Below are 22,135 nucleotides of genomic sequence, written 5' to 3' on the forward strand. Positions count from 1 at the left end.
CCCCCCCCCCCCCCCGCCCCCCCCCCCCCCCCCCCCCCCCCGCCCGCCCCCCCCCCCCCCCCCCCCCCCCGCGCCGGGCCGGGGGCCCCCGCGGCGGGGACCCTGCCGGCACGGGGGCGGCAGGGACCACCCCGCTGGGCGTCAGGACGGCGGGACCACCCACTCCCCCGCCCGCAGGACGCCCCGCACGTCGAGGCGCCCGTCGAGCAGCACCACGTCGGCCCGCCGCCCGGCCTCCAGGGCGCCGGCGTCGGCCAGGCCCAGCGCCGCCGCCGGGGTCGTGGCGCAGACCCGTGCGGCGTCGGCCACGGACAGGCCCAGGTCGCTCACCGCACGCCGGAAGAGCGCCGCGGCGGTCGCCGTCCCCCCGGCCGGCGCGCCGCCCGCGGCCAGCCGCGCCTGCCCGGCCCGCACCGTCACCGCCAGCCCGCCGAGCGCGTAGGACCCGTCGGGCATGCCGGCCGCGGCCATGGCGTCGCTGACCAGCGCGACCCGGCCCGGCCCCGCGGCCGCCAGCACGTGCCGCTCCCAGGCCGGGTGCAGGTGCACCCCGTCGGCGATCAGCTCGACGGTGACCCGCTCGTCGGCCAGCAGCGCCAGCACCGGGCCGGGCTCGCGGCCGGCCGGCGCGGGCATCGCGTTGAGCAGGTGCGTGGCCACCCGGGCCCCGGCGTCCACCGCGGCCCGCACCGCGGCGAACCCGGCGTCGGTGTGCCCGACCGCCGGCACCACCCCCGCGTCGGCGAGCCGCCGCACGGCGTCGAGCCCCCCGGGGAGCTCCGGGGCGAGGGTCACCATGCGCACGCACCCGGCGCCCGCCACCCGGGCGACCTCCCCGGCCGTGGGCGGGCGGAGCACGGCGGGGTCGTGCGCCCCGCAGCGGCCCGGGGCCAGCCACGGCCCCTCCAGGTGCACACCGGCCAGCTCGCCGTCCTGCACCAGCCCGGCCAGCTCGCCGAGCGCGCGGTCGAGTGCCGCAGGGGGCAGGGAGACCAGGGAGGCCAGGGCGGTCGTCGTCCCGGCGGCGCGGTGCACGGCGAGCGCGGTCCGGGCGTCCTCCGCTCCCCCGTCGTAGGCCGCCCCACCGGCGCCGTGCTGGTGGACGTCGACGAACCCGGGCACCAGCGTGCGCCCGGCGCAGTCGAGGACGCGCTCAGCGGCCGGGGCGGGGCCGGCGCCCACCCCGGTGAGCCGGTCGCCGGTGACGTGCACCCAGCCGCCGGCGAGGACGCCGCCGGGCGTGGCGACGTCCCCGCCGGACAGCAGCAGTGAGCCCATGGGTGCCTCCGTGGCGCCGGCGGTCGACCGGGGGCGCCGATCGCCTTTCTCGTCCCCCTAGCCTGGCCGACATGGGGGAGACGGCACGGGAACCGGGCGCGCTGATGGCCACCGAGATCGCCGAGCAGCCGCAGGTGTGGGCGCGCCTCCTGCACGAGGGCGGCGGGGCGGTCGCCGAGGTGGCGGCGGCGGTGCGGGCCCGGCGCCCGCGCTTCGTGCTGCTCGTCGCGCGCGGGACGTCGGGCCACGCCGCGCTCTACGCCAAGTACCTGGTCGAGGTGCGGCTGGGTCTGCCGGCCGGGCTGGCCTCCCCCTCGACGGTCACCGCCTACGGGGCGCGGCCGGACCTCTCCGACGTCCTGCTGGTGGCGGTCAGCCAGTCCGGGGGATCACCGGACCTGGTGCGCTACGCCGAGGTCGGCCGGGAGCGCGGCGCGACGACGGTCGCGGTGACCAACGCGGCGTCGTCCCCCCTGGCGCGGGCGGCGGAGTTCTCCGTCGACGTGCTCGCCGGGCCGGAGCGGGCGGTGGCGGCGACCAAGAGCTACACCGCCCAGCTGCTGGCGCTGCTGCTGCTCGTGGGGGGGCTGCGCGGGGACGCCCCGGACCTCCGCGGGCTGCCCCGGTGGGGGACCGAGGTGCTCGCGCTGGAGCCGGTGGTGGCCCGGGCCGCCGAGCGGCTGCGCTACGCGCAGCGGCTGGTGGTGACCGGGCGCGGGTACGCCCACCCGACCGCGCGGGAGGCCGCGCTCAAGCTCATGGAGACCTGCTACGTCTCCGCGCACGCCTGGTCCGGCGCCGACCTGCTGCACGGCCCGCTGGCGATGGTGGACGCGACCGTGCCCGTGCTGGCCGTGGTCCCCTCGGGAACCGCCGGCGAGGCGATCGCACCGATCCTCCCCCGCCTGCGGGAGACCGGCGCGGACGTGCTGACCGTCGGGTCGGAGGAGGCCGCGCTCGGCGCGAACGCCGGGCTGGTGCTGCCGGACGGCGTTCCCGAGGTCGCCTCGCCCCTGCTGGAGATCCTGCCGTTCCAGCTGCTCGCGCTGCACCTGGCGCGGCTGCGGGGCGGCGACCCGGATGCCCCGCGCGGCCTCCGCAAGGTCACCGAGACGCTGTGACCGCGGCCGGGACGTTCCCCCGGGGACGTCCCGGGCGGTTGGCCTGCCGTTCCTGCCGGCGGGCGCCCTGGTGGTCCGGATCTGCGGGTCGGGCCCGTGCTGGCCGCCACGGCCTCACCCGCCGCCGCGCCGCCGGGACCGGCGTCCCGACGCCCGACTGGCGACGAGGACGTTCCCGCGGGAACGCGGACCGCAGGAGGTGCAGGAGCGGGACGCCGGCATCTCCCAGCTCACCCGCTTGCCACGGAGGACGAGCCGGGCGGGCCCGCCCGGCTGCGTGGGACCCCTCCGCGGTCATCTCAGCCGGGCGCGGCCTGCCGGAGCCGGGCGGCCCGCCGGGTGAGGTGGTCGCGCTCGGCGAGGTTCGTCGCGGCCCGCGCCGCCGTGGCGTACAGGTCGGCGGCGTCCGCGAGCTGCCCGGCCCGCTCGTGCAGGTAGGCCGCGGCCGCGGCGTGGCGCGGGAGGCGCGGGTCGACCTCGGCCAGGGCGGCCAACCCCGCCGCCGCGCCGTCGGCCTCCCCCACCGCCACGGCCCGGTTGAGCCGGGCCACGTCCGAGCCGGTGAGGGCCACCAGCTCGTCGTACCACTCCACGATCTGCACCCAGTCGGTCTCCTCGAACCGCCGCGCGTCGTCGTGCAGGGCGGCGATGGCCGCCTGGGCCTGGTACTCGCCGAGCCGGTCCCGGGCCAGGGCGGCCTGCAGGACCGCCACCCCCTCGGCGATCAGCGCGGTGTCCCACCGGGACCGGTCCTGCTCGGCGAGCGGGACCAGCCGGCCGGCGGGGTCGGTGCGCGCGGCCCGGCGCGCGTGGTGCAGCAGCATGAGCGCGAGCAGGCCGGCGACCTCGGGCTCGTCGACGGCCGCCGCCAGCTGCCGGGTCACGCGGATCGCCTCGGTGGCGAGGTCGACCTCGCCGGAGTGGCCCTCGTTGTAGATCAGGTAGAGCACCCGCAGCACGGTCGCCAGGTCGCCCGGCCGGTCCAGCGGCACCTCGGCGATGCGCCGCTTGGCCCGGCTGATCCGCTGTGCCATCGTCGCCTCCGGCACGAGGTAGGCCTCGGCGATCTGCCGGGTGGTGAGCCCGCCGACGGCCCGCAGCGTGAGCGCCACCGCCGCGGCGGGCGGCAGCGACGGGTGCGCGCACAGGGCGTACAGCTGCAGGGTGTCGTCGGCGGCCGGCACCGGGCCCGGCGGCGGCTCCAGGTCGTAGGCGACCTCCCGGCCCGAGCGGGCGCGCTCGGCGCGGCGCTGGTCCAGGTGCCGGCGCCACGAGACGGTGACCAGCCACCCCTTCGGGTCCCGCGGTGGGTCCGCCGGCCACGTCTCGAGCGCCTTGAGCAGCGCTTCCTGGACGGCGTCCTCGGCCGACGCGAAGTCCGCTCCGCGTCGGCCGAGGACGCCGATCACCTCGGGGATCAGCTGCCGGAGCCGCGGCCCGTCCACGCCGGTGGTCAGGCCCGCGTCCCGGCCCGTGCTCGCGCCCACGACCGCTCCCGTCCCCGTGCCGGTGCCCGGTGCCGCCGTCGGGTCACTCGGTGACCGTGGGCGGGGCGCCGAGGAAGGGCCGCACCTCCAGCCACTCGCGGATCGGCTTCCCGCCGGCGCCGGGCGCGGCCGACAGCTCCCCGGCCAGCTCGACGGCGCGGTCCCAGGAGTCGACGTCGATGATCATCCAGCCGGCGATCAGGTCCTTGGTCTCCGCGAACGGCCCGTCGGTGACCGGCGGCCGCCCCTCGCCGTCGGACCGGACCCACGCGCCCTCGGGCGCCAGCGCCTGCCCGTCGACGTACTCGCCGGACTCCCCGAGCCGCGTCGCGAAGTCCTGCATGTAGGCCACGTGGGCGTCGATCTCCTCGGGGGTCCACCGGTCCATCGGCACGTCGTTCACCGCCGCCGGTGCGCCCCGGTAGTGCTTCAGGAGCAGGTACTTGGCCATGGGATCTCCCTCGTCGGTGCGGCCCATCCTGGCCGCCTCACCCCGGGGACGGAGCCGATCGGGCGTTCTCGACACATCCCGGGCACCGGATCCGGCATGCCGGGCGAGCCCGTGCCGCCGCGGGCGGTCAGCCCGGCGCCCGGCGGCGGTAGAGCCGGGCCGGCCGCCCGGCGAGGCGGCGCGCCGATCCCCCCGTCGGCTCCACGTGCCGGGCGATGCGCAGCCGGAAGGCGTCCTCGGTCGAGTCGAAGTGCCCGGCGACGGCGTCGTGGACGACGAACAGCTCGTGCAGCGTGAACGTGTCCGGCAGCAACCCGCCCGGGTCGGCGGCCTCGGCGTACTCCCGGCGGGCCCGCTCGAGCGCCGCGGCCACGACCTCCGGCCGCGCGGCGCCGGCCTCGCCGACCGGGGCCAGCCGCAGCGCGCCGTCGCTCCCCGCCACCACGGGGGCCACCCGTTCGTGCGGCACCCACGCCAGGTGCGGGACGGTGAGCACGCCGTCGGGCCCCTGCAGGACGGGCAGCTGCCGCGGCCGGACGTCGTCCCCCGGGGCACCGGCCTCGGCCAGGGCGCGGGCCGCGGCCCGCGCCAGGGGCTCCCCCTCGGCGAGCAGGGTCGCCGGCAGCGCCCACCCCCCCTGCGCCGACCGCACCTGCAGGACGGCGAGCTCGCCGAACCGGACCCCGGGAGCGGCGCCGTCGGGCGGCAGGACGGTGAGGACGGCGGTGTCGACGGCGACCAGCGGCCGGGCCGGTGCCGGTCCGGCCGCCCGCGCCCGCCCCGGCCCGTCGCCCGCCTTCCCCGACCCGCCACGCGCCTTCCCGGCCTTCTCCGGTCTCCCGGCCGGTGCGGGCGGCGCCGCGGCGGCGCTCTTCTTCCGGGCGCCCTTCCCGTCCTTCGGTTCCTTCTTCGCGTCCTTCTTGGCCACGAGGGCACCCTAGGGTTGACGAGCCCTGCTCGGGAACCGGTCGTCGCTAGGGTGGACCGGTGCGTGCAGCCCTGACCACCGACCAGGTCGAGGAACTCGAGCTCGGCGCCCGGACGCCGGAGCAGCGGCGCGCCGCGTCCGCCCGGCTCGAGCAGTGGGCGGCCGACCCGCAACCCGGGGACGACCTGTCGCCGGCCGCCCTGCTGGTGCAGGCCGGTGAGCTGCGCGGGATGGCCGGGGACGCCGAGGCCGCGCTCGCGCTGTTCGAGCGCGCGGCGGAGGCGGGGGGCGAGGTGGTCCCCGACGTCCGGACCGCGCTGCACCACGGCCTGGTCCGGGTCGGCCGCCTCGACGAGGCCCGGCGGCTGGCCGAGGAGGTGCGCCGCTCCCGCCCGCGGGACGCCGACGTCTACGCGCTCATCGGCGAGGACTACGAGGAGATCGGTGACCTCCCGGAGGCCAACCGCTGGCTGAACCTGGCCCTGCAGCGGCTGCTGGCCCAGACCGAGGACCCGCTCGGCGAGGCACCCGGCATGGTCGCGGCGATGGTTCTGGTGGCCCGCCGCCGGGTGCGGGAGCGGCTCGGCTTCCCGCCCGACGAGTTCGACCTGGGGCTCTCCCGCGTCCAGGAGACCGACGGGCCGTGACCGTGCACCGCTCGCACCGGGTCGCCGGGGCCCTGGTCGGCTCCGCGGTCGGCGACGCCCTGGGGGCGCCGTTCGAGTTCGGCCCGCCCGGGGCCTTCTCGGCGCGGTTCCCGCGGCCGGCCCGCGGCCTGCGCACGGAGATGTGCGGCGGCGGGTCGCTCGGGTGGGCGCCCGGCGAGTTCACCGACGACACCCAGATGGCCCTGCTCGTGGCGGGGTCGCTGGTGGAGCGGGGCGGCCTGGACGAGGCCGACGTCTTCGACCGGTTCCGCGCCTGGGCGCAGGCCGGGCCGCCGGGCATCGGCACGCAGACCCGGGCGGTCCTGGGCTCGGGCCGGCCGTGGCACGCCGCGGCCGCCGGGCACGCCGCCCGGTCGGGGCACGCCGCGGGCAACGGCTCGCTGATGCGCACCACCCCGGCGGCGATCCGGTTCGCCCGCGAGGGCCGGGAGGCCACGGTGGACGCCGCCCGCCGGATCTCGGCGCTCACCCACGGCGACCCGTCCGCCGGTGAGGGCTGCGCGGTCTTCCACGAGCTGCTGCGGGTCGCGCTCGACGGCGGCGACCCGCTGGCCGCCGTCCCCTCGGCGCTGGCGGCGGTCCCGCCCGCGCACCGCCGGCGCTGGGCGGCCGTGCTCGACCCCGGCTGGACGCCGGCCGACGCCACCGAGCCCGACGGCGCGGTGTGGCCGACGCTCGGCTCGGCGGTGTGGGCGCTGGGGCAGGGCGGCGGGTTCGAGGCGGTCCTGCGCCGGGTCGTCGACCTGGGCGGGGACACCGACACGGTGGCCGCGGTCGCCGGCGGCCTGGCCGGGGCCGTGCACGGGATGGCCGGCATCCCGATGCGCTGGTCCTCGGCCGTGCACGGCCGGGTGCCCGGGCACGGGGACCGGGTGTGGCGGCTGGCCGCCCTGCAGGAGCTGGCCGCGGTGCTCGACGGCCGGCCCGGCGTGCCGTACGAGCGGGGGGTGATCCCGCGGCTGGGGCCGCGCGAGGTCGTGCCCGGCATCTGGGCGGGCAACCTGGACGGCGCCCGCACCAGCGAGGCCGACTTCGCCGTCCTGTCGCTGTGCCGGCTCGGCGAGCCGTTCCCGCACGAGGTGCACCGGCAGGCCTACCTCGCCGACGACGAGCACAACGCCGACGTCGACGTGGTGCTGGCCGACGTCCTCGACGACCTGGCGGCGCTGCGGGCCGACGGTCGTCGGGTGCTCGTGCACTGCCACGGCGGGGCCTCCCGCACCGGGCTGGTGCTGCGCGGCTGGCTGGTGCGCGAGGAGGGCCTGACCGTCGAGGAGGCCACCGCCCTCGTCGCCGGGCGCTGGGAGCACCTCGGGCTGTGGAACGAGAGCTTCACCGCGGCACTCCACCGGCTGGCCGCGCGGCGCGGTCAGGACCCGTCGACGCGGACCACCGCGTAGGTCGTCGCCGGGGGTGAGCCGCGTCCTCTCGGCACCGCGGGTCGCCGGCCGGCGCCGGAGGTGCCCGCGGCGCCCTCCCCCGGCACGCTCTCCCGCATGACGGACGCCCCGACCTGGCCGCGCGCCGCCGGGCGCGGCCCGGTGGTCGTGCTCGGCAAGCTGGTGGCCGACGCGGTCCTCGAGCTGTCGGAGCCGCTGGTGGTGGGCGGGCAGCAGCGGGTGGTCCGGACGACGGCCGCGGGCGGGGCGCCGGCCAACGTGACGGCGGGCCTGGCCCGGCTGGGCGTCCCCGCGCGGCTGGCGGGCTGGGCCGGCGCCGACCCGCTCGCCGACGGGCTGCTGGCCGGGCTGGCCGCCCGCGGCGTGGAACCGGCGGTGGTGCGCCGCGGGCGGACGCCCCTGTCCACGGTCCTCGTGCACCCGGGCGGCGAGCGGACGCTGCTGTCCGACCGCGGCGAGGGCGGGCTGGTGCCGGGCGACGTCGCGGCCGGGTGGCTGCAGGACGCCGCCGTCCTGCACCTGGACGGCTACGACCTGCTGCGCTTCCCGGACGCGCTGGCGACCGCCGCGGACCGCGCGCACGGGGCCGGCGTGCCGGTGAGCCTGGACGTCGCGGCGGCCACCCGCATCCGGGCCCACGGCGCCGAGGGCTACGTCGGGCTGGTCGGCCGGCTGCGGCCGGACCTGCTGCTCTGCAACGCGGCGGAGGCCGGGGCGCTCGGCCTGGTGCCGGACGGCGACCTCCCGTCCTCGGCGCCCGCGCTGGTCGTGGTGCACGCCGGCGCCCAACCCACCGTCGTCCGCACCCGCCGGGGGACGTGGCGGGTGCCGGTGCCAGGAGTGCCGGTCCGCGACACCACCGGCTGCGGGGACGCCCTCGCGGCCGGGGTCCTCGCCGGCTGGCGGGCCGACCACCCCGTGCTCGACGCCGTGCGGAGCGGCCACGCCGCGGCCGCGGTGGTCGCCGGCGTGGTCGGCGCCCAGCCCCCGCCCTGAGCCCGCGCCCCGGACCGCCCGGAGGGGTGAGCGGCGTGCGGCTCCCCGGGCGGACGTCCCCTCCGGGCGTCCTACGTCTCTGAGTGCAGGTGCACCCAGAGACGTAGGACGCCGGGGTGCCGGCGGGGTGCCGACCGGAGCCGGGCCCCGCGGTCAGCCGACGACCGCGGCCATCTCGGCCAGCCGGCACAGCGCGTTGACCTGCCGCAGCTGCTCCGGCGTCCGCACGGTGGCGTCGAGCAGCTGCTCGCTCATCACCACGACGGCCAGCGCCTTGGCCCGCGACACCGCCACGTTGAGCCGGTGCAGGTCGTAGAGGAAGGAGACCCCGCGCGGGGCGTCCTCGGCGCTGGTCGAGGTGGTCGAGTAGACGACCACCGGGGCCTCCTGCCCCTGGAAGCGGTCCACGGTGCCGACCCGGGCGCCGTCCGGGAGCAGCGCGCGGATCGTCGCGACCTGGCTGTTGTAGGGGGCGACGACCAGCACGTCCTCCGGCCCGAGGAGGGCCTGCTGCCCGTCGGCGTCCACCCAGCCCACGCCCTGCAGCGACCGCCACAGCTCGGCCACCGCCGCGGCCTCCTCGGCCGACGACGCCGCCGACACCCGCGCGTGCCGGACGTACCGGACGGCGAGCCCCGAGCCGGACACCAGTCCGCCGGCCCGCACCGCGATGCGCTCCCGCCCGGGCGCGGACTCCAGCCGCCCCTCGTAGGCCAGCTCGGAGACGTACGCGGTCAGCGCCGGGTGCATCCGGTAGGTGCGGTCGAGGAAGACGCCGCGGTCCTCGGGCACGGTCGGGTGCCCCTCGAGCAGGTGCTCCAGCGCCGAGCAGCCCGACTCGCCGGGGTGCACCGCCTGCGTCGGCTGGGCCAGCTGCTGGGGGTCGCCGAGCAGCACCAGCGAGCGGGCGGAGCGGGCCACGGCGAGGGCGTTGGCCAGCGAGAACTGCCCGGCCTCGTCGACGACGAGCACGTCGACGGCCTCGGCGAGGTCCGGCCGGCACCAGAACCACGCCGTCCCGCCGACGAGGGACGCCGACCCGTCGAGCAGCCGGCCGGCCACGTCGGCGGCGTCCCTCGACCACTCGACCCCCGGAGCCCCGCAGGCCTGGTGCTCCTCGCACTTCTGCAGCGCCGGTCGGTCGACGGCGCGCAGGACGTTGCCGATGACCGCGTGGGACGTCGCGGTGACGCCGACCTTCTTCCCGGCGTCCAGCAGCGCGCGGATCAGCCGGGAGGCCGCCCGGGTCTTGCCGCTGCCCGGCGGCCCCTGGACGGCGAGGACCTGCCCGTCGAGCTCCAGCCCGAGCCGGACGACGGCGTCCCCGGCCTCCTCCCCGGGCAACCGCCGGCAGTCGGCCGGGACCACCCGGTCCAGCAGCGCCCGCCCGAGGCACGGCCGGCCGGCGAGGACGTCGTCGGCGGTCGCCGCGATCGCCGCCCGCATGGCCGTGTCGTCCAGCGGGCCCTCCGGGCCCAGGCCGCGCGGCGGCACCGGCTCCTTGGCGCTCTTGACCACGACCCGGCCGGTGACGGCGTCGACCTCGCGCACCTCGCCGACGCGCACGCGGGTGTCGACGTCGAAGGCCTTCGCGCCGACCGAGAGCTTGGTGTCCTGCGGCGGGAAGGTGAACGCGTAGAGCTTGCTGCGTTTCTCGGTGCCGATCTCGACCGGGCGCGACAGCCCGCCGAGCGCGGTGCGGTCCTCGACGAGCTCGTCGTCCTCCAGCTCGCCGCGGCTGAAGAACTCCCACCAGCCGGGCCGGGCCTCGCGGCGGTGCCACTGCACGAGGTCGCCCAGCAGCGCGTGCCCCGCCCCGGCCAGCTGCTCGACGAGGGCCAGCTCGGCGACCTCGGCCTCCGACCGCGGGGCCGGCGCGGCGACCTCGGGCACCGCCGGGCGCGGCTGCTCCCCGTGCTCGGCCTCCAGCTCGGCGCGCTGGGTCTCCAGCCAGTCGTGCAGCTCGCGGGTGGAGTCGACGTCGTCGCGGTTGTAGTCGTGGATGGCCTGCAGCCGGGCCGGGTCGCGGTCGGTGAGCCACTTCTCGTACTCGACGACGCTGCTCATCGCGTCGGCGACGTCCCCGGTGTGCTCGCGCCCGTAGAAGGCCTCGACCTTCTTGATCGAGTACGACTCCTCGCTGATCCGCATCGACTGCCGGACGACGGGGTACAGGTCGACGAACCGCTCGGCGCGCAGCAGCTGGTCCAGCTCGGCCTCGCGGACGCCGTACCGGCCGGTGAGCCGCTTGAGCGCGCTGACCTCGTAGGCGGCGTAGTGGTAGACGTGCATGCCCGGGTCGGCCCGCCAGGCCTCGACGACGCGGTCGACCAGCTCGGCGACCATGCGCCGCTCCTCGTCGGCGCCGTGCGCCCAGAGCGCGGTGAAGGCGCCCGTGCGGTCGCCCAGGCCGGCGAGGTACTCCAGCCCCGCGCCGTCCCCGGCGAGCGGGTCGCCCTCGAAGTCGAGGTACAGGTCCCCCGGGCTCGGCGCGGGCAGCCGCAGCAGGCCCTGCGCGGTGGCCGGCGGGAGCAGGGTGCGGGTGGGCCGCCCGGCGCGGCGGCCGCGCAGCTGCTCGCGGGCCTGGTCGCGCAGCCGCTCCCGGGTGGCCCGGCCGATGCCGGTCGCCCGGAGCGTCTCGTCGCCGGCCCCGGCGAGCTGCTCGAGCGTGGCGACGCCGACGGCCAGCAGCGCGGCCCGCTGGTCGCGGCGCAGCCCGGCGACCAGGCTCAGGTCGTCCCCGCGGCGCAGCTCGTCGGAGCAGCGGGCCGTCCACGTGCAGCGGTCGCAGTAGGCGGTCGGCACCGGGGCGGTGGACGGGACGTCGGCGACGAACCCCTCGAGCCGGGCGCGGGCCCGGCGGGCGTAGGCGGCGACGTCCACCAGCCGCCACGGTCGGTACCCGCCGTCCCCGGTGACGACGCAGATGCGCTCGGGCGCGCGCCCCTGGAGGGTGGCGAGCCGGGCCGCGTAGGTGGCCATCTGCAGCAGCGCCGGCACCGTGATGCGCCGGGCGAGCTTGGCGTCGGCGACCTCGTAGGACCAGCCCCCCAGCGCCGAGGGCGCCTCGACGCGCAGCAGGAAGTCCGCCTGCCCGCCCCAGGTGCCGTCGAACAGGGTGGCCTGGTGGACGACGTCCACGCCCGCGCGCATCGCCTCGAGCGTGGCCGCCTCGCTGCGCCGGCCCTGCAGCCGGACCACGGCGAGGCCCTGCTCCTCCAGGGACTCCAGGTAGGCCAGCTCGTGGGCGATGCCGAGGTCGGCGACGAGCACGGTCTGGTCGCCGGCGCCCTCGGGCGGGGGCTGCAGCGCGCCCGTGGCCACCGCGAGGTTCAGCGCGGTGAGGTGGGTGCACTCCTGGTGGCGGGTCAGGTCGCTGGGGCTGAGCACCAGCCGGCCGTCGAGGCGGTGCACGGGATCAGCCCCCCGCCGCCGGCGCGGAGGTGGGCAGGAGCAGGTCGGGCAAGGGTCCCCCGTGGTGGTGCCGGTCGTGGAGCGCGGACGACCCTGTCATGCCGGCCGGCGTCCGCGGGGTTCCCGCGCCGCCGTCCCCGCCGCCGTCCCCCGATCCGCCCCCCGTGCCTTCCGCCTGCCCGGCCGCGTGCCCGCGGCGGCGCAGGGGCGGCGCCCCTGCGCCGGGAACGCCTCAGCCGCGCGGCACCGGGATGGTCGGGGCGGTGATGTTGACGTTGCGGTGGAAGACGTTGTCGGGGTCGTACCTCGCCTTCACGGCCGCCAGCCGGGAGTACTTCGGCCCGTACGTCGCCTCGACCTCGCCGGCGTCCTCGCCCTCCACGGCGTTGACGTAGGAGCCGGCGCTGAGCATGTGCGGGCGCAGGGCCTGCCACAGCGACCGCACCCACTCCCGCTCGGCCGGGAGCATCTCGGCCATGGGGGTCAGGCCGATGAAGAACCCGGTGTAGCGCGGGGACCGGCCGCCGCCGAGGGCGGTGTCGTCCTCGCCGGCCTCGCTGAAGGCCTCGTCGAGCCGGTAGAACAGCACGACGGACAGGGGCGAGGTCTTGCGTGGAGCGTGTTCGGCGAGGATGTCGATGACCTCGTCGGTGAGGTCGGCGAAGTAGCCGCTCTTGTCGTAGGCGTGGAAGCCCCAGGCGTTCGCCTCGTCCAGGAGCTGCTGCAGCGCCGTGTACGGCATCGGCGTGACCAGGTCGAACAGCGGCGGGAGCGCTCGGCGGATGCGCTCGGTGACCTGCCGGTGCTCGGCGGCGTCCCCGAAGCCGACGAGCAGCAGGGCGTGTCCCGGCTTCCCCTGGTGCTCGGCGGGGACGAACGGGGCCGGTGGGGCGGTGAGCGCGACCGCCGGGACGGCGTTCATCGTGCGCGGGAGCTCGGCGATGACCTCCCGCGCGAGCCGCAACGCCTCGCGGCCGAGCGACTCGTCCCAGAAGAACAGCCCGAACTCGACCATCGGGCCGGCCTCGACGAGCCGGAACTCGAACTCGGTGACCACGCCGAAGTTCCCGCCGCCGCCGCGGAGGGCCCAGAACAGGTCGGGGTTCTCGTCCTCGGCGGCGCGCACCACCCGGCCGTCGGCGAGGACGACGTCGGCCGAGACGAGGTTGTCGATCGTCAGGCCGGCCATCCGCGACAACCAACCCATCCCGCCGCCGAGGGTGAGCCCGCCGACGCCGGTGTGGCTGACCATGCCGGCGGGGACGGCCAACCCGTGGGCCTGGGTGGCCGCGTCGAGGTCGCCGAGCAGCGCGCCGCCCTGGACCCTGGCCCGGCGGGCGTCCGCGTCGACGGTGACGGCGTCGAGCCGGCGCAGGTCGACCACCAGCCCGCCGTCGCAGGTCGAGTGCCCGGGGATGCTGTGCCCGCCACCGCACACGGCGATCTCGAGCGCCTCGGACCGGGCGAACCGGACCGCGGCGGCGACGTCCGCGGCCGACAGGCACTCCACGATCACCGCCGGCCGCCGGTCGACGGCCGCGTTCCACCGCCTGCGGGCGTTGTCGAAGCCCTCGTCGCCGGTCACGTGCACCGGACCGGTCACCGCACCGCGCAGCACCTCGATGCCGCCGCTCAACGTCTCGGACATGGTGCGAACCGCCTCTCGTCCTGGTGCCCACCGGCGTGGTGGCACGGGGGCACTGTCCTCCGGTGGGCGTCCCGGATGACATCCCTCCGCGTCCCGCCGGCCGGTCGCGGTCCCGGCCCCGGGGCCCGGCACCGGGGCTCGTGGCGCGCCGCGACCGGGCGTCCCCGCGCGGCTACCGGCCTGCGCGCGGATCCGGCGCGGCGCGCGACCGCCCCCGCGGGCCGGACCCGGTCCACGGCGCCCGTACCAGGGCGGCGCTCCGGAGGGTGACACGCTCCGCCACGGCGTCCCCGGTCCCGCGCGGCGCCGGTTACCGTCTCCTCCGCCATGGCCCACAACCCGCCCGTCGACGTCGCCGTCCTCGGACCCGTCCAGGCCACGGTCGCCGGGCAGCCGGCAGCCCTCGGCGGCCCGCGGCAGCGCGGCGTGCTCGCCCGCCTGGTGCTCGCCGGTGGGCACGTGGTCTCCGCCGACCGCCTGGTCGAGGACCTCTGGGAGGGCGAGCCCCCGCCGAAGGCGCTGGCCGGGCTGCAGGTGCACGTCTCCCGGCTGCGCCGCGCCCTGGACCCGGCCGGCGGGCGCCGCACCGGCGCCACCGTGCTGGTCAGCGTGGCCCCCGGCTACCGGCTGGCCCTGCCGCGGGAGGCGGTCGACGCCTGGCGGTTCGAGGACCTCGTCGCCCGCGCGCACGCCACCGCCGACGCCGCCGCCCGCCGCGGCCTGCTGGACCGGGCGCTGTCCTGCTGGTCCGGCCCCGCGTACGCCGGGCACGCCGACGCCGGCTGGGCGGCGCCGGAGGTGGCCCGGCTGGAGGAGCTGCGGCTGGTCGCGGTGGAACTCCGCGCCGACGCGGACCTGGCGCTCGGGCGGGCGGCGGCCGTCGTCCCCGAGCTGGAGCGGCACCTGCACGACTTCCCCGCCCGCGAGGAGGCGGTGCGGCTGCTGGCGCTCGCGCTCTACCGCAGCGGCCGGCAGGGCGACGCGCTCGCCGTGCTCCGCCGCGCCCGCGAGCACCTGGCCGAGGAGCTCGGCGTCGACCCCGGACGCGGGCTGCGCGACCTGGAGGCCGCCGTGCTCGGCCAGGCGCCGGCGCTGGACCTCCCCGCTCCGCCGATCGCCCTCCCCGCCCGGCCGGTCAGCGCGCCCCCGCCGGCGCCGGCCCGGGCGGCGGAGCTGCGGCGGCTGCTCGACCTCGCCGCCTCCGGGACCCGCCTCGTGTGGGTCGCCGGCGAGGCCGGGGCGGGCAAGACCACGCTGGTCGGGACGGCCGCGGCCCGGCTGCGCGAGGACGGCTGGCGGGTCGTCGAGGGGCGCTGCCCCGAGGTGGACGGCGCTCCCCCGGCCTGGCCGTGGACCGAGATCACCCGCGCCCTCGGCGGCACCCCGCTCGAGGAGGGCTCCGCCTTCTGGCTGGGCCGGGCGGTCGCCGGGCGGCTGCGCGAGGCCGTCCGCGAGCAGCCGCTGCTGGTCGTCCTCGACGACGTGCACCGGGCCGACGAGCTGACCCTGCAGCTGCTGCGCCAGGTGGTGGACTCCCTCGCCGGCGACCCGCTGCTGGTGCTGGCCACGTACCGGGACGCCGAGGGCGGTGAGGCGCTGGCCGCCACCCGCGCGGCGCTGGCCTCCGCCGGGGCGGCGCACCTGGAGCTGCGCGGGCTGGACGACGCGGGGGTCGCCGTCCTGGCCCGGCAGGCCGGGCTGGAGGACGCCGGCGCCGACGAGCTGAGGCTGCTGCGCGAGCGCACCGACGGCAACCCGCTCTACGTGCGCGAGCTGACCCGGCTGCTGCTCGCCGAGGGCCGGGGCGCGGCGGCCACCGGCGTCCCGGCCGGGCTGCGCGACGTGCTGCGCCGGCGGGTCGGCCGGCTCCCCGGACCCGCGGTCACCGCCCTGCGGCAGGCCGCGGTGCTGGGCCGGGAGGCCGACGTCGACGTGCTCGCCGCGGTCGCCGGCCGGGACGTCGACGAGCTGCTCGACGCCCTGGAGACCGCGGTGCTCGCCGGCCTGCTCGACGAGCCGGCGCCCGGCCGGGTGCGGTTCACCCACGCGCTGGTCCGGGACGTGCTCTACGAGGACACCCCGCTGCTGCGCCGCGGCCGGCTGCACGCCGCGGCGCTCGCCGCGCTGCGCGAGCAGGGCGGGGCGGACGCGGCGACGCTCGCGCACCACGCGGTGGCCGCTGCGGTCCCGCGCACCGCCGCCGACGCCGTGCCGTACGTGACCGCCGCGGCGCGGGAGGCCGGCCGGCTGGGGGCCGCGGCCGAGGAGGCGCGGCAGTGGGCGTCGGCGCGGCGGATGCTCGCGCTGGCCGGCCGCGGCGGTGGGGAGGAGGAGCTGGCGGTGCTGCTGCCGTCGGTCCCCGCGCACGCCCGGGCCGGGGACGCGGTGGCCGCCCGCGCCCAGCAGCGGGACGCCGTCCGGATCGCGCGGCGGCTGGACCGGCACGACCTGCTCGTCGCCGCCCTCGCCGCCTGGGACGCGCCGCTGGTGTGGACCGTCCGCGACGACGGCGCGCAGGACCCCGAGCTGCTCGACCCGCTGCTCGAGCTGCTGGAGACCCCGGCCGGGGAGGGCCTGCCCGGCGACGTGCGCTGCCGGCTGCTGGTCGCGCTCGTGCGGGAGGTGGAGGGGACCGACGACGCGCGGACCGACGCCGCCAGCGCGCGGGCGCTGGACCTGGCCCGCGACGCCCGCGGCCCGGACGCCGCCCGGCTGCTGTGCGCGGCGCTCAACGTGCGGGCCTTCGCCGCGCTCGGCCCGGACCTCGCCGCCGTCCGCGAGCCGCTGGCCGAGGAGCTGCGCGCGGTGGCGACCGCGGCCGGGCTGACCGACCACCGGGCGGTGGCGCACTGGCTGCTGTTCCTGGCCGCCGCGGCGCGCACCGACCTGGTCGCCGCCCGGCGGCACGCCGACACCGCGGTCGCGCTGGCCGACGCCGGCCAGCTGGGCCACGTGCTCGGCGCCCTGCAGGTCTTCGACGGTGCGCTGCTGGTGCTGGCCGGCCGGCACGACGAGGGGCGAGCGCGCTACGAGCAGGTCGCCGCCCGCCTGGCCGAGACCGGCGCCACGAACGGCGGGCTGATGGCGCTGGTGGGCCGGTTCGCGGCCGGCTTCGCGAGCGGGAGCTGCGTGGCGGTGGCCGACGAGCTGGCCTGGCTGCACGGCGCGATGCCCGGAGCGCTCACCGACGCCGTCGTCCTGGGGCTGCTGGACGCCGGCCGGGACGACGAGGCGCGCGCCGCCTGGCAGGCGCGCCGGCCCGTCAGCCGGGACTACTACTGGCTGGCCGCCACGACGCTGCGCGCGCACGCCGCCGCCCGGCTCGGCGACCTCGCGACCGCGCGGGCCGCGCGCGAAGAGCTGCTGCCGTGGGCGGGGCGGATCGCCGGGCTGGACTCCGGCACCCTCGTCGTCGGGCCCGTGGACGACGCGCTGGCCGCGGTCGCCGACGCCCTCGGGGACGCCGGTGCCGCGGCCGCGGCCCGCCGGGACGCCGAGCGGGTGCGCGCGGACCTGGCCGCGCAGCTGGCCGCCGCCGGCCTCTGACCCGCCGCGCGGGCGGGCTCGACGCCGCGACCCCGGGCCCCGCGGCCGCGGAATCGAACCCGCGGCCGCGGGATCGAACCCGGTGCCGCGGCGTCGAACCCGGTGCCGCGACCGCGTACCGGCGTGAAGCCCCGCGGCTGGTCCCTCCCGGACGCCTACGTCTTTGAGTGCAACTGCACTCAGAGACGCCGGGTCCAGGTGGGTGTCCCTCCGGTGCCCCGGCTCCGGCGCGGCAGCCGGCCACCGGTGCGGACCGGCAGCCGCGCGGTCGGCGGCACCGCGGGAACAGCGCGACGACAGGCAGCCCGCCGACCCTGGTCCCACCAGCCGCACCACCCGGGAGGAGACCCCGATGTCCGAAGCTGTCTTCCGCGCGCACATCGAGCAGATCTGGAACGCCCAGGACCCGGCCGGCATCGAGCGGTTCATCGCGCGCAGCTACCGCGGCCACGACCCGGCGGAGCCGGAGGTCATCGTAGGCGTCGACGGGTACAAGGAGCACTTCCGGGTGCTCACGACCGCGTTCCCGGACGTGCGGATCACGATCGAGGAGACCCTCGGCGTGGCCGACCGCGTCACGGCGCGGTGGTTCGTCGAGGCGACGCACCTGGGCGACTTCGGCGGCATCCCGCCCACCGGCGCGCGCATCCGCGTCCAGGGGATCAGCGTCGTCCGGATCACCAGCCGCCAGCTGGTCGAGGAGCACGGGATCACCGACGCGCTCGGGCTGATGAAGCAGCTCGGCGTCGTCCCCGGGACGGTGCGCCCCCCGTCCCTGCTCTTCTAGGCCACGCGCACCCAGCCTTCCAGGCCACGGGCACCCAGCCTTCCAGGCCACGGGTCCTCGGCCTCCCAGGCCACGGGCACTCAGCGCACCCGGACCAGCACCCTGCCGGCGGCCCGCCGCTCGTCCAGCTCGCGGATCGCCGCGGCGGCGTCCCCCAGCGGGAACACCCGGCCGATCGGCGGGGCGATCGCGCCGGAGCGGATGAGCGGCAGGAGCTCGCGCCACTGCCGGCCGGGGAGATCGGGCTCGTCGGCCCAGAGCTCCGCCGAGGCCACACCCACCACCGTGGTGTTGGTCAGCAGCAGCCGGTTCACCCTGACGGTGGGGATCTCACCACCGGTGAAGCCGAGGACGAGCAGCCGGCCCTCCCGGGCCAGCGAGCGCAGGGAGTCCGGGAAGCGGTCCCCGCCCACCGGGTCGACGACGACGTCCACCCCGCGCCCCCCGGTCAGCCGCCGCACCTCGTCGCGGAAGCCGTCGACCGGGACGACGTCGTGCGCCCCGGCCGCCCGGGCGACCTCCGCCTTCCCGGGGGTGGACACGACCGCGACGACCCGCGCGCCGGAGGCCGCGGCGAGCCGGCAGGCGGCGGCCCCGAGACCCCCGGCGGCGCCGTGCACCAGGACGCTCTCGCCCCGCTCCAGCCGCGCCCGGCGGACCAGCGCGAGGTGCGCCGTCAGGTAGTTCAGCGGCAGGGCGGCGGCCTGGTCGGACGGGACGCCGTCCGGCAGCGGGAACACCAGGGAGCCGTCGACCGCGACGGTCTCGGCGAGGCCGCCGGTCGTCGGCAGGGCCGCCACCCGGTCACCGGCGCGGAAGCCCGCGGCGTCCGCCCGCACCACGCCGGACACCTCCCACCCGGGGGTGAACGGCAGGTCCGGACGCCGCTGGTACCGGCCCCGGGTCTGCAGGACGTCGGGGAAGGTGACGCCGGCGTACTCGACGTCGACGAGCACCTGGTGCGGCCCGGGTACCGGCTCCGGTCGCTCCCGGACCTCCACGGCGTCCGGCCCGGTGAGCGCGGTGATCATCGCGGCACGCATGAGGCACGCTAGAGCGACCGGGAGCCGGCCCACCAGGTCAGCTGCCGAAGACGGCCCGCTCGCGGCGCCGGAACGGCGGGACGAGGACGGCGAGCAGCAGCCGCAGCACCAGGCCGCCGGCGGCCTCGATCGCGGCGCGCTCCTGCGGTGTCGTGATGCCGAGGACCCGCGGCGCCTCGAAGGAGAGCTTCGCGTGCTTGCGGATGCGGGCCTCGACCGCGGCCCAGTCCCCCACGGACATGTAGCGCTCGATCACCGGGAACAGCGCCGCCTCCTCCTCGCCGATGTGCTCGGTGAGCGAGTCGCGGAGCTCGGCGAGCTCGGCGCCCATCGCGGTCGCGGTGTCCGCGCCGGGGCGGGCGCGGAAGGCGTCGGCGGCGGCGCGCAGCCGGGCCAGGGCCGGGTCGAGGGCGGCGTGGTCGTCGGAGAGCTCGGTGAGGTCGACGTGCGGGCCGGCGGAGGCGGCGAGCACGGGCCAGAGGACCTCGTCCTCGACGGTGTGGTGGTGGTGCACCGAGTCGGCCCAGTCGCGGACGTAGCGGGCGACGGCGTCGGCGCGCTCCCCGTCCGGGGCGGGACCGGCGGCGAACCGCTCGGCGAGGTCGGTGAGCCGGCCGGCGTCGCGGAGCATCGCGCGGTGCGCCAGGCGCATGCCCATCACGTCGGGCACGGGGTCGCCGTCGTGGCGGGGGTGGACGGGCAGGGCGTCGGTGCGGGACATCGCGGGTCTCCTCGGGTCGGTGGGTGGTCGCCGCGGACGCTCGCGCGGTCCTCTTGCCGGGGGGGGGGGGGGGGGGGGGGGGGGGGGGGGGGGGGGGGGGGGGGGGCGGGGGGGGGCCGCCCCGGGGGCCCGCGCCCCCCCCCCCCCCCCCCCCCCCCCCCCCCCCCCCCCCCCCCCCCCCCCCCCCCCCCCCCCCCCCGGTAGGCGGAGCCGGCCACGGTGCTCGCCGACCGGGGTCACCCGGACCCGCTCCCGACCCCGAGGAACCGCCATGCCCAGCACCGCCCCGACCAGCACCGCCCCGACCAGCACCGCCCCGACCGCTCCCGCGCCGCCGACCCCGGCCGCCCCGGCTGCCGCCGTCCCCGACCACCGACCGTCCCTCGCGCTGCGCGGGCTGTCCGTCGTCGCCGGCGGCGTGCTGTTCGCCGCCGGCAACGCGCTGCACCCGCTGGAGCACAGCCACGCGGCGCACGAGGCCGCCACCTGGGTGGCCGCGCACGTCGTCTTCAGCGCCGGCGCGCTGCTCGTCGCGGCCGGGGCCGGCGCGCTGGCCGCGCGCCTGGGCCGCTCCCGGGTGGCCACCGCCGGGGTGGCCGTGCTGTGGGTGGGGCTGACCCTCATCCCGGTCGGCGGGTACACCGAGGCCTACGTCGCCCCGGCGATGCACGGCGGGTTCGCCGCGGTCGAGGAGGCCACGCTGTGGTTCTCCGCGCTGGCCGGCACCGCCACCCTGCTCGGCCCGCTGCTGATCGCGATCGGTGCGCTGCGGCACCGGCTGCTGCCCGCGCCGGTCGCTCTCGCCCTGGTCGCCCTGCCCGTCGGCGGGGTGCTGGGCGGGGCCCTGCCGGTGGAGGGCCACGGGATCATCCCGGGCACCGTCCTCTTCGGCCTGGGGATCGCCGCGGCCGGCTGGCTGAGCCGGAAGCCCTGACGCCGTCCCCGGGACCTCCGGCCCTGCCCGCGGGGTCCGGTCGGCACCCGGCGACGGCGCTCCCCCCGGCCTAGCGTCGGGGCACCGCATCCACCGGGGAGAGGGACACCGTGCGCGCAGTGCAGTACCGGACCATCGGCGGCGAGCCCGAGGTGGTGGAGGTCGAGACCCCCGAGCCCGGGCCGGGCCAGGTGCGGCTGCGGGTGACCGCCGCGGGGCTGTGCCACTCGGACGCCTTCGTCATGGGCCTGCCCGCCGAGCAGTACGGGTACGGGCTGCCGCTCACCCTCGGGCACGAGGGCGCCGGGGTCGTCGACGCGCTCGGCGAGGGCGTCACCGGGGTCGCGGTCGGCGAGCCCGTGGCCGTGTACGGGCCGTGGGGCTGCGGGCTGTGCCACGCCTGCGCGCGGGGCGCGGAGAACTACTGCACCCGGGCGGCGGCGCTCGGCATCATGCCGCCCGGGCTGGGCTCCCCCGGGGCGCTGGCCGAGTTCATGCTGGTGGACGACGTCCGGCACCTGGTGCCCCTCGGCGGCCTGGACCCGGTGGCCTCGGTGTCGCTGACCGACGCCGGGCTCACGCCGTACCACGCCGTCGTCTCCAGCCTGGACGAGCTGCCGGCCGGGAGCACCGCGGTCGTCATCGGCGCCGGCGGCCTGGGGCACGTCGCCATCCAGGTGCTGCGGGCGGTCACCGGGGCGACGGTGGTCGCCCTCGACGTGAGCGAGCAGAAGCTGGAGCTGGCGCGGGAGGTGGGCGCCCACCACGTGCTGCGCTCGGAGCCGGCGGCGGTCGAGGCGATCCGGTCGCTGACCGGCGGGGTCGGCGCGCAGGCGGTGTTCGACATCGTCGGCGCGCCGCCCACCCTGGAGATCGCCCGGCGGACGGTGGCGCCGGACGGCGTCGTCCAGATCGTCGGCATCGGCGGCGGGACGCTGCCCACCGGCTTCTTCTCCACGCCCATGGGGGCGTCGGTTCGGGCGCCGTACTGGGGTACCCGCACCGAGCTGATGGAGGTGCTCGACCTGGCCCGGGCCGGGGCGGTGCACGTCGAGGTGGAGCGGTTCGGCCTGGACGAGGCGCCGGAGGCCTACCGGCGGCTGCACGAGGGCACCATCCGCGGCCGGGCGGTCGTCGTCCCCTCGGCGTGACGCGGGCCCGCCGCGCGCGGGAGGCTGGGGCATGGCCGCCGACGTCCCGATCCTGCTGCTGGACGTCGACGGCGTGCTCAACGCCGTCGCCCCCGAGCTGCCGGCCGGGTGGCGGCGCGGGCGGTTCAACGGGTACGTGCTGTCGTGGGACCCGACGGTGACCGCGCGGCTGCGCGAGTGGCACGACGCCGCCCGGGTGGAGATCCAGTGGCTCACCACGTGGGCCGGCGACGCCGACCGGCTGCTGGCCGAGCCGATGGGCCTCCCCCGGGGGCTGCGGGTGCACGCCCGGCCCGGCGTCGGCCCCACGGGCTTCGCCGGGTCGGTGTCGAGCGCCTCGGGCTGGTGGAAGCTCGACATGGCCCGCGCCGTCGCCGAGGAGCACCCGGACCGCCGCATCGTGTGGATCGACGACGACCTGGCCTACGAGGCCGCCGGCACCGGCGACTGGCTGGCGGCGAACCCGCACGTGCTCGTGGTGGCGCCGGACGTCTTCGCCGGCCTCACCCACGAGCACCTCGACGCCGTCGAGGAGTGGCTCGCGGGCTGAGCCGGGTCGGTC

The 22,135-nt window shown here is 78.6% G+C and carries 17 protein-coding genes; 9 read left to right on the top strand and 8 right to left on the bottom strand.

Going from position 1 to position 22,135, the window contains the following annotated elements; genetic code table 11:
- Positions 1–141: 141 nt before the first annotated feature.
- Positions 142–1,278: an N-acetylglucosamine-6-phosphate deacetylase gene (locus ACI8AC_RS06000; RefSeq protein WP_456896156.1), complete on the bottom strand. Its 1,137-nt coding sequence runs from the start codon at positions 1,276–1,278 to the stop codon at positions 142–144.
- Positions 1,279–1,349: 71 nt separating this feature from the next.
- On the opposite strand from ACI8AC_RS06000, the gene ACI8AC_RS06005 reads away from it, so the two are divergent.
- A complete protein-coding gene (locus ACI8AC_RS06005) occupies positions 1,350–2,399 on the top strand; it encodes an SIS domain-containing protein (protein WP_456896158.1) in 1,050 nt (349 codons plus the stop codon).
- 299 nt (positions 2,400–2,698) lie between these two features.
- On the opposite strand, the gene ACI8AC_RS06010 is transcribed toward ACI8AC_RS06005, so the two are convergent.
- The 3 genes from ACI8AC_RS06010 to ACI8AC_RS06020 all read right to left on the bottom strand — a co-directional run bounded on the left by ACI8AC_RS06010 (position 2,699) and on the right by ACI8AC_RS06020 (position 5,265).
- Positions 2,699–3,886, bottom strand: coding sequence for an RNA polymerase sigma factor (locus ACI8AC_RS06010; RefSeq protein WP_456896160.1), 1,188 nt, complete (start codon positions 3,884–3,886; stop codon positions 2,699–2,701).
- Positions 3,887–3,929: 43 nt separating this feature from the next.
- Positions 3,930–4,364, bottom strand: a complete 435-nt coding sequence (locus tag ACI8AC_RS06015; RefSeq protein ID WP_456896162.1) for a YciI family protein — start codon at positions 4,362–4,364, stop codon at positions 3,930–3,932.
- Positions 4,365–4,464: 100 nt separating this feature from the next.
- Positions 4,465–5,265, bottom strand: coding sequence for an NrtR DNA-binding winged helix domain-containing protein (locus ACI8AC_RS06020; RefSeq protein WP_456896164.1), 801 nt, complete (start codon positions 5,263–5,265; stop codon positions 4,465–4,467).
- A 59-nt stretch (positions 5,266–5,324) separates the two neighbouring features.
- Between ACI8AC_RS06020 and ACI8AC_RS06025 the strand changes: the two genes are divergently transcribed.
- The 3 genes from ACI8AC_RS06025 to ACI8AC_RS06035 all read left to right on the top strand — a co-directional run bounded on the left by ACI8AC_RS06025 (position 5,325) and on the right by ACI8AC_RS06035 (position 8,329).
- Positions 5,325–5,912, top strand: coding sequence for a tetratricopeptide repeat protein (locus ACI8AC_RS06025; protein ID WP_456896166.1), 588 nt, complete (start codon positions 5,325–5,327; stop codon positions 5,910–5,912).
- Positions 5,909–7,333: an ADP-ribosylglycohydrolase family protein gene (locus tag ACI8AC_RS06030; protein WP_456896168.1), complete on the top strand. Its 1,425-nt coding sequence runs from the start codon at positions 5,909–5,911 to the stop codon at positions 7,331–7,333. The genes ACI8AC_RS06025 and ACI8AC_RS06030 overlap by 4 nt, the downstream gene beginning before the upstream one ends.
- 96 nt (positions 7,334–7,429) lie before the next feature.
- The gene (locus ACI8AC_RS06035) at positions 7,430–8,329 is read left to right on the top strand and encodes a carbohydrate kinase family protein (protein ID WP_456896169.1); all 900 of its coding nucleotides are present in this window, start codon (positions 7,430–7,432) and stop codon (positions 8,327–8,329) included.
- Between the two features lie 153 nt (positions 8,330–8,482).
- On the opposite strand, the gene ACI8AC_RS06040 is transcribed toward ACI8AC_RS06035, so the two are convergent.
- Together ACI8AC_RS06040 and ACI8AC_RS06045 are read right to left on the bottom strand one after the other, a co-directional pair.
- Complete coding sequence (locus ACI8AC_RS06040; protein ID WP_456896172.1) at positions 8,483–11,743, bottom strand: TM0106 family RecB-like putative nuclease; 3,261 nt, start codon at positions 11,741–11,743, stop codon at positions 8,483–8,485.
- A 232-nt stretch (positions 11,744–11,975) separates the two neighbouring features.
- Positions 11,976–13,391, bottom strand: coding sequence for an FAD-binding oxidoreductase (locus tag ACI8AC_RS06045; RefSeq protein WP_456896174.1), 1,416 nt, complete (start codon positions 13,389–13,391; stop codon positions 11,976–11,978).
- Positions 13,392–13,718: 327 nt separating this feature from the next.
- Here ACI8AC_RS06045 and ACI8AC_RS06050 point away from each other — a divergent pair, with 327 nt between their 5' ends.
- The gene (locus ACI8AC_RS06050; RefSeq protein ID WP_456896176.1) at positions 13,719–16,937 is read left to right on the top strand and encodes a BTAD domain-containing putative transcriptional regulator; all 3,219 of its coding nucleotides are present in this window, start codon (positions 13,719–13,721) and stop codon (positions 16,935–16,937) included.
- A 352-nt stretch (positions 16,938–17,289) separates the two neighbouring features.
- Entirely contained in the window at positions 17,290–17,724 is a 435-nt protein-coding gene (locus ACI8AC_RS06055) for an ester cyclase (protein ID WP_456896178.1), read from the top strand.
- Positions 17,725–17,804: 80 nt separating this feature from the next.
- On the opposite strand, the gene ACI8AC_RS06060 is transcribed toward ACI8AC_RS06055, so the two are convergent.
- Positions 17,805–18,767, bottom strand: a complete 963-nt coding sequence (locus tag ACI8AC_RS06060) for an NADPH:quinone oxidoreductase family protein (protein WP_456896180.1) — start codon at positions 18,765–18,767, stop codon at positions 17,805–17,807.
- A 37-nt stretch (positions 18,768–18,804) separates the two neighbouring features.
- Positions 18,805–19,488, bottom strand: a complete 684-nt coding sequence (locus ACI8AC_RS06065; RefSeq protein WP_456896182.1) for a hemerythrin domain-containing protein — start codon at positions 19,486–19,488, stop codon at positions 18,805–18,807.
- Positions 19,489–19,759: 271 nt separating this feature from the next.
- Between ACI8AC_RS06065 and ACI8AC_RS06070 the strand changes: the two genes are divergently transcribed.
- The 3 genes from ACI8AC_RS06070 (at position 19,760) to ACI8AC_RS06080 (ending at position 22,123) form a co-directional block, all read left to right on the top strand.
- Positions 19,760–20,422 carry a hypothetical protein gene (locus ACI8AC_RS06070; RefSeq protein ID WP_456896184.1) on the top strand — a complete coding sequence of 221 codons (663 nt, stop codon included), beginning with the start codon at positions 19,760–19,762 and terminating at the stop codon, positions 20,420–20,422.
- Between the two features lie 119 nt (positions 20,423–20,541).
- On the top strand, positions 20,542–21,573 hold the full coding sequence (locus tag ACI8AC_RS06075) for an NAD(P)-dependent alcohol dehydrogenase (protein ID WP_456896186.1): 1,032 nt from the start codon (positions 20,542–20,544) through the stop codon (positions 21,571–21,573).
- A 31-nt stretch (positions 21,574–21,604) separates the two neighbouring features.
- Positions 21,605–22,123, top strand: coding sequence for an HAD domain-containing protein (locus ACI8AC_RS06080; RefSeq protein ID WP_456896188.1), 519 nt, complete (start codon positions 21,605–21,607; stop codon positions 22,121–22,123).
- Positions 22,124–22,135 lie beyond the last annotated feature (12 nt).

It is taken from the genome of Geodermatophilus sp. SYSU D00758, from assembly GCF_054049955.1.